Here is a 12,614-nt window from a genome sequence, read left to right on the forward strand (position 1 = left end):
CTTATATTGGGTTATATTTTTTTAAATTTGTATAAGACACGAAAATTTCCCCATGGGATGATGGGGCTGCACGTACTTAGCAACTGATTCTAGAGGACGAGATAGGCAACGTTATTCTTCCACCCTAAAATTATCTAGCTAACTCAAATATTAGCACACAACAATCTGCTTGTCAACTTAAGCAGGGCAGGTTGGATCTATTGTTCTATAACAGTATATTTGAGCCATATACCCTTGTCAATACGCAAAGCTAGAGACGGTTTTACCATCTTATGCCACCTGGGGAATAAACTTTCCAAGAATGAAAATTGGCATTCGTATACGTTGATGGCAACTGGTCTACTGGATTGTCCACAAGTGATTCTGGAGTGTCACCACAGTGCGTAGTGGAACCGCAATCTCGGGCTGTGTCAAGCAAGCTTGGCTGTGCGACCCAATTGATCTCAGATTTCCCATCATGGCCGTAGTGCAGAAGCATCGCATAATCATTCGTGGTGGTGCCAATATAGATATAGCAGTACAAGCTTGCGCTCTTGTCGTACTTAGGATCTTGCGGTAATGCGGGGAGATATGTAGGGATCAATCCAGGTATCATCGCTCCTGGAGTATAGGAGCCCCAGGCATCGCAGGTCGATGCATTGGCGGCAGGGCCCGTGGGGTAACTATTCTTCTCTGTATGATACATTGTTAGTGCAATCTCAATAGACTTAAGATTTGCTACTCTCGTCGCATCCCTGGCCTTCTTTTGCGCGTTGGTCAGATTCACCACCACCACCGTCGCCAAAATACCGATGATAGCGACTACCACCAACAACTCGATTAGAGTAAAACCCCTCCTCTTTTGCATTTCCCCTCACTTATTACGTATCAACATTATATAGTATTTTGCGCCAATACAACAAGTGGGATCAAACAGTTAGGCTCGATTAAATTCCGAGACCTCGAGTTTGATCCGTTGTGTTAGCGCCTCCAAGCCTTCATGGGTTGCGGCAGAAATCACGATTGGAGAGATCTTCTTTTTCTTGAGCTCCCTAACGTCTTCCTTGACCTTATCTGGAGAAACGGTATCGATTTTATTCAAGACAACAATTTCTTTCTTGTTCAGCATTTCTTTGGAAAAAGCTTTGAGTTCATTTCGAATAGTTTTGTAATCAGCTGTCAAATCAAGAGAAGCGGCATCCAAGATATGTATCAAAATTTTGGTTCTCTCAACATGACGGAGAAATCTGTCCCCCAGTCCCCTACCCAAAGAAGCACCCTCGATCAAACCTGGAATGTCGGCAATGATAATTCGTGTTTCGCGGTCGATAAATGTGCCTAGGTTTGGCTCTAATGTGGTAAATGGGTAATCAGCAATTTTGGGGTGAGCACTTGTCAGAACGGAAAGTAGAGTTGATTTGCCAGCGTTTGGAAGACCAATCACTCCAATATCAGCGATTGTCTTCCAGATAAGTTTTAGTTTCTTGCCCTCGCCTCGCATACCATCTTTGGCCCAGGCTGGAGCCTGTTTGATCGATGTTGCGAAATGCTGGTTGCCCCAGCCACCGTTGCCGCCAGAAACAATTGTGATTTTCTGATCGTCACCGATCATATCGGCAATCAATTCGTCTTTTTCGAAGATCTGAGTGCCAGCAGGAACCTTGAGTATTAGATCAACAGCATTTTTGCCATGTTTGTTTTTGCCCATCCCCTTTTCGCCATCAGGTGCGAGAAATTTCTTTTGTCTGTTGTATTCAGAGAGCCCATGGATTCCAGAATCGACTTCGATAAGGATATCGCCGCCACGACCGCCATCGCCGCCGTCAGGACCGCCTTCGGGAATAAACTTCTCACGACGAAAAGAAACGACGCCGTTGCCGCCCTTGCCTGCCTTCACATAGATTTCTACTTCGTCTATAAACAATTGAGTCCTTAAGGTTAAAAGTCATAAAGTCGAAAGTGCTATTACAATAACATAAACACAGAAAAATATCTACCCGCCGAATCTGACGGCTCGATGGACTTTATGGACTTTATAGACTTTATGAACTTTATGAACTACCTGAGATCGAAATAAACCCAGTGGCCATCGACAATCTTTTCAAAATGAAGATGCGGGCCGGTAGAGCGGCCGGAATTGCCTGAGAGGCCGATAGTTTCGCCAGCAGAGACACTATCGCCTGGACTAACGCTAATCTGGCTCAAATGCGCGTAACGAGTGGCGACGCCATTACCGTGCGAAACGACAATTTCGTTTCCATAGCCGCCAGACCAGCCAGTTGAGACCTGAATCACGACACCGCTTGCCGCTGAGCGAACAGGTGTGCCGACACTAACAACGTAATCGATCCCAGTATGGCTACGCCCGACACCGCGAGAAATATATGAATAAGCCACTGGCACAGAAAGGTTGGAATCACCTCCCTGATAGTCTCCGCTGTATGTTCTGCTTGAGGTCGATTGTCTGGCCACAGTATTTCGAGTCGCGGCAGCAACTAGGGCTTGCTTCGCCTTAGCCTTCTGTGCGATAAGGGTTGCCGATGTATCGTCGCCCTTTTTCGGCACCTTGAGTCTCATACCTGGCTTGATCGCGTTGACGTTGTCAATATCGTTCACGTATTTCAAGGTTGTAAGTTTGAGATTAAATTTCCAAGCCAACACAGTTAGCGTGTCGCCAGGTCTGATGATGTAGGCGATTTCTGAGCCTGAATTATCTGGAAGCGGCTCAATTCTCGCTGTGATTTGTGTGTCTAAGGGGGCGATATTTCCGACAAAGCCGTCTTTCGAGGATAGGGCCATGTTACTTTTGTCGATTAATATGCCATCATTTTGCAATAAAACAGTGTATGAATCTACCGAACTAGCCAAAGTAATTTCATCTTCGGGACCAACCGCGACAAGCTTATCTTGAAGAGTGTCAGCTCTGGCCGTTTCATTAAAATTAGACAATGTCACGAGCAACAAAAGGGCCACCAAAGCAAAGTGAGGTAGAAATTTATTAGAAAGGAACGCCTGAACTGAGTTGCTTATCGCCTGTGCGATCGCATTGAAGAATCCTCTTGCTTGACCTGTTTTGCTTCCCACAGCATCAACGCATTCAGATATCATCTTGCCGGTATTTGATATAAATTCAATTTTTTGTTTAGTCTCTTTCGTCTCTTGCGACGAAGGAGGCTCGTCTTGTAAAATCAAGGCCATAATTTTTTAGCATCGCTTTTCACGACACTGTTTAGGATTTTACCATTGAAACGATCTCATTGTCAAGCAAACAGGGCAGAAAAAATAATAATCTGTGATGAAAAAATTAAAGGCAGAGATGGAGAACCATTAGTTATTGCGGAGTCGGACCGTGACACTTTTTGGCAGAAATGAGACTAGTGTCACCCCCTGTGGCAGAGAGATGTTGTCCTGATTAACTTCGAAGGTAAAATCCCCAGTTCGGAGCGTCTTGCCAGCGAAATCAAATGTTATGCCGTAGGCGCTGGCGGCTACAACAGAGTCTGTCTGGCCCTTCACCGTCAAAGCGACTTCGGGAACAGAATATGATTCGACAGAGTAGCTACCCAAATTCTTTGGCATGAAACTAGATGACAAAACCTTGACTTCGCGATTACCCTGGATGAAATCAACGGTAATACTCACGCTGACCTTGGTCGAAACCCCACCCTGAAGCGCCACGCCGTTTGGCAATTGGATATTCGTCTCACGGTCGATATTGTCAGCTACCCCGCTAACGTCGATAACTAGAGTTTCCAAATATTTTGTGGAGGAAATCACATCTTTGACTCCAGAGATATCAACAATTTCGGGACTCGTAGTAATGCCAGAGATGAAGTATCCCGATTTGAGAGCGCCAGTGATTTTGGGCTTGATACCGACAGTTTTGATATTGGATCCCCTGACAACGGTGACTTCAGCAAGAACTTTGGTTAGATCGAAAGTGAGGCCTGAAACTACCTTGCCATCACTATCATACGCACCAAGCGTAGCATCCTTCGAGAAATTTCCACTCTCGCCAGCCAGATTGATAGTCGCACCCACTTCTACGACACTTTCTATTGCGCTCTTGGCTCCCTTGACCCTTACTGTGTTGGTCGCAAATGAAACCCCACCCACAACCATACCGCTCGCCGTTTCACCGACCAGTTTGGGGCTTATAGTGAAATCCTTGGACACAACTGGCTCGATGCTGACTGTTATGCGGCTCGGGGTCTTGGACACTACCTGAACATCAGGCAACATCGTGAAGACATTGACCGAAAGTTCGTGCGTGCCAGATGGCAACCCAGCCAAGTCAACACTGGCGGTGAAAGAGTCAGCCGTGAGAGTTTGCCAAACACTTGATTTGGCCTTGACGCTTATCTCGACTGTTTTCTGGTCGAAGGAGGCGGCGTAGCTATCGCTGATGTTTATGGCTTTGATTTTGATGCTGCCGGGTAATTTTGTCACCATGTTTTGGCTGATTGAAACATAGATCCAGAAAATTGATGCCAGGACCAGGCAAACTAATTTGACAACCCAGTTTTTAGTCAGGTGTTTCATCATTCGATGTTTGTTTTATTTTGTCTCATCAACGCGATCAGGCGATTGCGCAGTCTGTCTTCTGGGATTCTTCTCTCGATCTTCCCGCCAACGGCCAATGAAACTATCCCAGACTCTTCCGACACCACGACAGCCAGTGCGTCTGAATCTTCGGTAATACCAAGGGCAGCCTTGTGCCTGGTGCCATATGAGCTGTTGACATAATTTTCGCTAACCGGCAGAACCGATCTGGCAGAAACAATTTTGTCGTCAACAATTATGACTGCTCCGTCGTGAAGCGGAGATTTCGGATAAAATATTGAAAGCAAGATATCCTTCGAGACGTTGGCCTCAACTGGTGTCCCCTTCTCAATATATTCACGCAATCCCGTCTGACGCTGGATAATAATGAGGGCACCGATTTTTTGCTTGGCCAAAATAGAGACCGCGAGCATAACTTCATCGATAATTTTGCTAAAACTGCCCTTCCCGAAGATGGAATCGCTTAGGAATTTGGTACGGCCCAGTCTCTCTAGAGCAGTACGAAGTTCGGGTTGGAATACGATTGGAATCGCGACTACCAGCATCGCCATGAAATATTGAAGTATCCAATTAAGCAGTGTCAGATTGAGAATTCTACCTACGGCCATAATCGCTAGCAAGAAAAAAAGACCGTAGAGTATCCTCATGGCCCGTGTTTCCTTCAGAAACAAATAGATCCAATATATGACAATTGCGACAATTACGATATCAATAATTGTAAGCGGCCGCAGGAAGCCCTTCAAGCTGTCCAAAACCGACATCGAGTTCGTTGCCGCTCCTAGTATTTTCCCTCCCGCATCGCCCAATTTCCCTCCAAAAATGTTCTATATGTGTCTATAAATATTTTAACATCTATGCCCGATAAATCAAAATCAGGCAATTTCTCTTTTTTTGTGAATCGTTTTGAAAACAATAAATTCATCCCCTACTGCTACGTTTGCCATAGCTGGTAGGCCAAAACCACACTCTGAGCCAGATTCGACTTCCTTCGCTTCTGATTTTTCACGGCGAAGAGAGAGAACCTTCGCCTTATATTTCTCATGTTTATTTTGCAAAAATTTGATTTCATCCCCTACCACAATCCGGCCAGAAAGCACGTTTCCGCCTGCTACAAATCCTTTTCTGTCGTCTCTGAAGATCCCAAGAATCTTGCCAGTTCCGAGTTCTTCCTCGATGATTTCCGGTGGCAATAGATCGGAAAGCTCGGTTTTGGCATTGTCAATAAGTTCGTAAATCACCTGGAAGGTGCTAATCCTGATACCCTCTTTTTCTGCAATTCGCTTGGCTGCACCTAACGCGCCGACACGGAATGACATAATAATAGAATGAGTTGCTTTGGCCAAAGTGACATCTGATTCACTAACGGCGCCGACACCTTCAGAAATAATCTTGATGCCGTAATCGTCGCCACGAATTTCGGCCAGCATTTTCTTGAGCGCCTCCAGAGAACCGACTACATCGCTTCTGACGATAAGTCTTAGCTCATAGTAATCATTTGGCGCCTCTTCGGACCCACCGATTCTCTTGGCAGTTGCAATATTTACCTGAGGTTTATTCTCTTTTGCTTTGGCAGCGTTTTCCTTCGCCTCTTTTTCGTTGTCGAATGCGATCAGTTTGTCGCCAAAATCAGGCAGAGACTTGAGGCCTGCGATTCGGACCGGTGTACTTGGGCCAGCCGATTTGATCGCTCTGCCGAAGAAGTCCTCGAGAATTCTGACTTTGCCGTAAACTGAGCCGATCGATATTGGTTCGCCCTGTACTAGAGTACCGTTTTCAATCAGTACTGAGGCCATAGCGCCTGCTCCTTTTTCCATGTGAGATTCGATCACAACGCCGACCGCCTTGTCCTCGACAGAGGCTTTTAACTCCATCAATTCGGCTTGAAGCAAGATCATTTCGAGAAGATTATCGACTCCTGTACCCAGTTTAGCTGAAATTTCTACCATGATCGTTTTGCCGCCCCACTCCTCAGGGACTAGTTCAAATTCGGAAAGTTGCTGTTTTACTTTCATCGGATCAGCATCAGGAAGATCGACTTTGTTGATAGCTACTATAACCGGAACATTACTTTCCTTGGCTTGCTCGATTACTTCTTTGGTTTGCGGCATGATGCCGTCGTTGGCGGCTACGATCAGGACAACGATGTCGGTGATAGCAGTTCCATGTAAGCGCATTGCCGAGAAAGCGGCGTGACCTGGAGTATCGATGAATGTAATGGTTTTGTTCTTGATTTCTTTATTCTTGGTCTCAGTAAGTTGAACCTGGTATGCAGAAATATGCTGGGTAATACCGCCAGATTCGCCGGACGCGACATGAGCTTTTCGGATTTGGTCCAAAAGAGTTGTTTTGCCGTGATCAACATGGCCCATAATCGTGACTACTGGCGGACGAGGAACTAAATTTCGTGAAGTAACTTCCGAGGGGGACTTTTCAAATGTTTTCTTGGATATGCCCTCTTTGACAACTTTGAGCCCAAGATCATCTCCGATGATTGAAGCAGTATCAAAATCAATAGTCTCATTAATATTCGCCAAAACGCCACTCTTCATGAGCTGGGATATCACGGCCGTTACAGGCAAATCTGCTTTCTCAGCAAAACTTTTGACTGTTACTACATCGCCGATTTCTATTGTTTTTTTGTCTTCAACCATTATTCCTTCGATCCAATTAATGTGTCATACATTATCATACTTTCACTTTTTCGGCAATTTACTTCTTGCCCCAATAGTTTTTGTCCTCTGGATCATCCTTCGGATCAGACTTGGCGCTTTCATCATCGCGATTGTCAGGGTCAACTTTCACTTTGTCGTTATAGAACTTAACGCTGAGGTTTGGCTTTACAACTGCGTTGATTGCCATATCGGGTTTGTCAGTAGCAATTTCCCCATCATCGGCGGCTTTGGATACTGCTGTAGCAGGTTTCGGCTCGGCCTTTTTCGAATCAGTCTTCCCCTTCTTGGCAATGGGCAATGTCTCGACAGGGGCTACTGTGCCCAACAATTCAGGCTGATCTTGATCTATGCTCTTCTCTTCAGGTTGAATCAGCGCGACAGAAGAAACTTTGTCGCCAGAGTGAAGACGCATCAAAGTGACTCCCTGGGTATCACGACCGAGACGTTTGATATTCTTGATCTCCATTCGGATAAATTGTCCCTTTCTGGAGGCCAAGACAACGTCCGCCTTGTCATCATAGACAATATGCATCCCGATGACATTTCCAGTCTTAGTGGTGCAGCTTGCGGCTCTGATCCCCATGCCGCCTCTTTTCTGAATATGGAAATTTCGGAGCATAGTACGTTTGCCAAAGCCATTTTCCAATACGATCAACATGTCAGGCTCACTTAGATTTTTCTTTGTGGTCTCCTCTGGCCATTGAGATCCTGGCACCAAATCCATCGACATCACCTTGTCGTCACGTCTCAATTTCATACCTGTTACGCCAGAAGCGCTTCGGCCCATCGGTCTAGCATCAGCTTCGCGATAACAGATAGCTTGGCCTTTTTCTGAAACTGCAACAACAATATCACCATCGTTGGCGCTCTTGACCCATTTCAATTCGTCGCCAGTTTTCAGCCCCATAGCGATAATGCCTGTTTTTCTTATATTGTCATACTTTTCGATTTCCGTTTTCTTGACTGCCCCCAACACTGTGCCTATGACGAAATACTTTTTGGCGTTTTGGCTTTTTGGAATTGTCAAAATTGCTGTGACCTTTTCGTCCTGGCCGATCTGGATAATATTTACAATCGGCGTGCCCTTTGATTGTCTCGAAGTAGCTGGTAATTCATAAACCTTGCTCTTAAATACTCGGCCTTTGTTCGAGAAGAAATATATATCATCATGTGTTCTAGCCCCAACTAGATAATCGACGATATCTTCTTCTTTCGTAGTCATACCGACGATACCGACTCCGCCACGTATCTGACGACGGTATGTATCAGTCTCCTGACGCTTGATGTAGTTGCCACGAGTAAAAGCAACAATAACTTGCTCATCCGGGATCAAATCCTCGGCCGAGAAATCGCCAAGAGCATGAGGCATAATTGCTGTGCGGCGAGCATCGCCATATTTCTCCTTGACTTCATTAAGATCGTCTTTGATCAAGCCTAGGATTTTTTCTGGATGGTCAAGCAGGTCTTTCAAGTATGCAATTTTGGATAAAATTTCGTTGTATTCATCTTCGATTCTCTTGCGTTCGAGTGCGGCTAGAGCAGATAGGCGCATTTCCAAAATCGCGTCCGCTTGTCTCTCGGAGAATGAGAATTTCTTCATCAAATTTGTTTTGGCATCATCGCGATTTGCGGAAGCACGGATGGTGTTGATGACTTCGTCAATATGATCAAGCGCAATCTTCAATCCCTCTAAAATGTGAGCCCTATCTTCTGCTTTTTTCAGCTCGAAACGAGTTCGTCGCTCAATAACTTCTTTACGGTGTTCAATATAGTATCCCAGAACGTCCTTCAGCGTCATGACTTGCGGCTCTAGATCAGGGGTAAGAGCCAACATATTAACGTGAAAAGCTGTCTGCATCGGAGTTAATTCAAAGAGTCTGTTTAGAACCTTGCGAGGATAGGAATTAGATTTCAGTTCGACGACAACGCGAACGCCTCGTCGGTCAGATTCGTCACGAAGGTCAGAAATACCTTCGATCTTTTTCTCTTTGACCAAATCAGCGATCTTCTCAATCATCGAGGATTTGTTCACGAGATATGGGATTTCGGTAATAATGATTCGGAAACCACGTTTGCCTTCTTCGATATCTGCCTTGGCTCGCATCACAATTTTGCCCTTGCCAGTAGCGTAGGCCATCTTGATATCTTCGTTGTTGTAGATGATGCCACCAGTCGGAAAGTCAGGTCCCTTCACAAACTCCATCAAATTATCGACGTTCGCTTCTGGATTGTCGATCAAATGAGCGGTGGCGTCACATAATTCTGTTAAATTGTGGGGGGGGATATTGGTGGCCATGCCGACGGCGATACCCATCGTGCCGTTGAGCAGCAATTGCGGGACTCTGGCTGGCAAGACAACTGGCTCTTGTGTTGATCCGTCATAGTTGTCGACCCAGTTAACAGTATCTTTGTCGATATCAGCCAACATTTCTTCGGCAATAGAAGACATACGACACTCGGTATAACGCATGGCGGCCGCGCCGTCACCGTCCATCGAGCCAAAGTTACCCTGGCCGTCGACAAGCATGTAGCGCATCGAGAAGTCCTGGGCCATGCGAACCAATGAATCATAGATAGCAGTGTCGCCATGTGGATGGTAATTACCCATGACTTCACCAACGACTTTGGCCGATTTGCGATATTTGACGTTGTGACGAAGGCCGGTAGAGTGCATACCATAAAGGACGCGACGATGGACTGGTTTCAAACCATCACGGACATCAGGCAAGGCACGAGAAACGATGACACTCATGGCGTAGTCGAGGTATGAAGTTTCCATCTCGACGATCAGATCCCGAGGCTTCATATTGCCAATCAAGGGATCGTATTTGTCTTCGGTAATAGCTCGATCGGTGATCGTGCTATTGCGTGGGATAATCGCAGTGGGTGAAACTTCATCGGTAGAATCTTCCGCTGAGGCTTCTGTCTCAGTCGGATCTTCATCGACTAATTCATCAGAAATTTCATCGCTGGGAGTGATTTCTTCGATATCTTCGGCTGGTATGTTTTGATTGTCTAATTCTTCGTCATTCATGATTTTATATCTCTAAAAAATTTATAGTTTAATTAGGCATCAAGATTTTTGACAGTTTTGGCCCTTGTTTGAATAAACTTCTTGCGTGGCGGAACTTGGTCGCCCATCAGCATGGTGAAGGTTTCGTCGGCTTTTTCGGCGTTGTCTAGAGTTACCTGAAGTAGAATTCTGTGCTCAGGATTCATCGTGGTATCCCAAAGCTGTTCGGCGCTCATCTCACCCAAACCTTTGAACCGTTGGATTGTGATGCCACTGCCGCTATTTTCCTTGACTGGCGCAGTATCTCCAGTTTCTTCTGTCTCTTCGCCTTCGGATAATTCTGAATCTTCTTTTTCGATTTTGATAGGCAAGGCTTTGCCGGCTTTGAATTTGCGAACGATTTCATCTCTTTGCGCCTCGGTGTAGACCCAATGCTTCTCTTTGCCCTTGGAAACTGAAAAGAGTGGCGGTTGAGCAATATAGATATGGCCGTGGCTGATGAGATCTGGGAAATTTCGGTAGAAAAATGTCAGAAGCAAGGTCCTAATATGAGCACCATCAACGTCAGCATCAGTCATGATAATAACGCGGTCATAGCGGAGTTTGCCGTAGTTGATATCTTCGCCAATGCCGACACCCATGGCGACGATCAGAGCCTTGATTTCGTCTGAGGATAACATTCTGTCTAGTCTGGCGCGTTCGACATTTAGAATTTTGCCACGCAGCGGAAGGATAGCTTGAAAATTGCGATCTCGACCCTGCTTGGCAGAGCCGCCAGCTGAATCTCCCTCTACAATATAGATTTCGGTTTTGGTTGGGTCTTTGGATGAACAGTCAGCCAATTTGCCTGGCAATGTCATGCCATCGAGCGCACCTTTGCGAATGATGGTGTCTCTGGCAGCGCGAGCGGCTAATCTAGCTTTGGCCGAAAGAGAGCATTTGTCGATGATCTTCTTGGCTTCAGTTGGATGCTCGTCGAGGTAAATTGCCAGCGCTTCGGTCGTGACTGACTCAACTATGGTACGAACTTCGGTGTTGCCAAGTTTGGCCTTGGTCTGTCCCTCAAATTGAGGATCCTGTAATTTGACAGACAGGACAGCAGTTAGACCTTCGCGGACGTCTTCACCGGTCAGCGCGTCTTTGGTCAGATTATTTTTCTTGGCGAAGTCGTTCATGACCCTAGTCAGAGAGGTCTTCAAGCCAGTCAGATGAGTGCCACCCTCTGGCGTGTTGATATTGTTGGCAAATGAATAAATATGTTCTTTGAAATCATCAGTGTAGGCAAGAGCGATTTCGACGAGAACTCCGTTTTGCTCTTTCTCGGCGTACATTGGCGGCTCGTTGAAAGCTTGGCGATTTTTATTGATATGTCGAACATATGAAGCGATTCCACCCTCAAAGTAGAACGAATACTGTTGAGGACCACTTTTCTCGATGATTTCTTCATCTTCATCGCCACCGGCTCGGCCCGTACGAACTTCTTCGTCAACTGGATCTTCGCTCTCGTCTTCGGAATCAGTGACGACTTTTTCTACTTTTGGAGCCGATTTTTGGCGCTCGTCGACAATAGAAATCATCACACCCTTAGTCAGATAGGCCTGCTGTCGGCAACGGTTGAGAATTGTTTGGAATGAAAATTCGGTAGTGGAGGTGAAAATTGTCGGATCAGGCATGAAAGTAATAGTAGTACCAGTTTCGGTCGATTCCCCGACAGCCTTGATATCGCCAACCGCAACGCCTCGGTCAAATTCAAGATGGTATATCTTGTTGTCACGACGTACTTCTGCCTTGACCCAGGTGGAAAGCGCATTGACGACTGAAGCACCGACACCATGCAAGCCACCGGAGACTTTGTATCCGCCATCGCCAAACTTACCACCGGCGTGTAGGACGGTCAGCACAGTCTCAAGGGCGGATTTGCCAGTTGTTTTTTGCTTGTCTACTGGGATGCCGCGGCCGTTGTCATATATAGAAACAGAACCGTCATTGCAAAGAGTGACGATAATCTTGGTACAATATCCGGCCATCGATTCATCGATAGAGTTATCGAGAATTTCCCAAACCAGGTGATGGAGGCCGTCTACACCCGTGCCACCAATATACATGCCAGGGCGCTTTCGGACAGGGTCAAGCCCTTCGAGAACGGTAATTTTGGAAGCGTCATATGATTCAGTTATTTTCTTCTTGTCATCAGTCATAGAAATATTCTCCAAATACAAATTAAACTATGCCGCGTCATTACGGCTGATTCGTGTTCTATGGTCATTTTAACGCGTTTCGATCTATTTCACAAGGGCAAAATAAATGTTTAATACGCAAAAACTGACAACGTTTCGCTGCCAGTTTTTGTATGGATCATATTAAATATGAAATATCTACTTGCTCTC

General features: G+C 45.8%; 8 protein-coding genes. All 8 read right to left on the minus strand.

Features of this window, described 5'->3' with window-relative positions; all coding sequences use genetic code 11:
* Positions 1–262: 262 nt before the first annotated feature.
* On the minus strand, positions 263–847 hold the full coding sequence (locus tag WC227_03400) for a type II secretion system protein (GenBank protein MFA6963736.1): 585 nt from the start codon (positions 845–847) through the stop codon (positions 263–265).
* Between the two features lie 69 nt (positions 848–916).
* Positions 917–1,903, minus strand: a complete 987-nt coding sequence (gene obgE / locus WC227_03405) for a GTPase ObgE (GenBank protein ID MFA6963737.1) — start codon at positions 1,901–1,903, stop codon at positions 917–919.
* Positions 1,904–2,037: 134 nt separating this feature from the next.
* Complete coding sequence (locus tag WC227_03410) at positions 2,038–3,177, minus strand: LysM peptidoglycan-binding domain-containing M23 family metallopeptidase (GenBank protein MFA6963738.1); 1,140 nt, start codon at positions 3,175–3,177, stop codon at positions 2,038–2,040.
* A gap of 129 nt (positions 3,178–3,306) precedes the next feature.
* A complete protein-coding gene (locus tag WC227_03415; GenBank protein ID MFA6963739.1) occupies positions 3,307–4,524 on the minus strand; it encodes a CdaR family protein in 1,218 nt (405 codons plus the stop codon).
* On the minus strand, positions 4,521–5,348 hold the full coding sequence (cdaA, locus tag WC227_03420) for a diadenylate cyclase CdaA (protein MFA6963740.1): 828 nt from the start codon (positions 5,346–5,348) through the stop codon (positions 4,521–4,523). Before cdaA ends, WC227_03415 begins: the two co-directional genes overlap by 4 nt.
* A gap of 66 nt (positions 5,349–5,414) precedes the next feature.
* A complete protein-coding gene (infB, locus tag WC227_03425) occupies positions 5,415–7,193 on the minus strand; it encodes a translation initiation factor IF-2 (GenBank protein ID MFA6963741.1) in 1,779 nt (592 codons plus the stop codon).
* A 58-nt stretch (positions 7,194–7,251) separates the two neighbouring features.
* Positions 7,252–10,248: a DNA gyrase subunit A gene (gene gyrA / locus WC227_03430; protein ID MFA6963742.1), complete on the minus strand. Its 2,997-nt coding sequence runs from the start codon at positions 10,246–10,248 to the stop codon at positions 7,252–7,254.
* Between the two features lie 32 nt (positions 10,249–10,280).
* Positions 10,281–12,425: a DNA topoisomerase (ATP-hydrolyzing) subunit B gene (gyrB, locus tag WC227_03435; GenBank protein MFA6963743.1), complete on the minus strand. Its 2,145-nt coding sequence runs from the start codon at positions 12,423–12,425 to the stop codon at positions 10,281–10,283.
* Positions 12,426–12,614 lie beyond the last annotated feature (189 nt).

The sequence above is a fragment of the Patescibacteria group bacterium genome (genome assembly GCA_041671645.1).
Classification (GTDB): Bacteria; Patescibacteriota; UBA1384; order XYA2-FULL-43-10; family 1-14-0-10-43-13; genus JBAZBD01.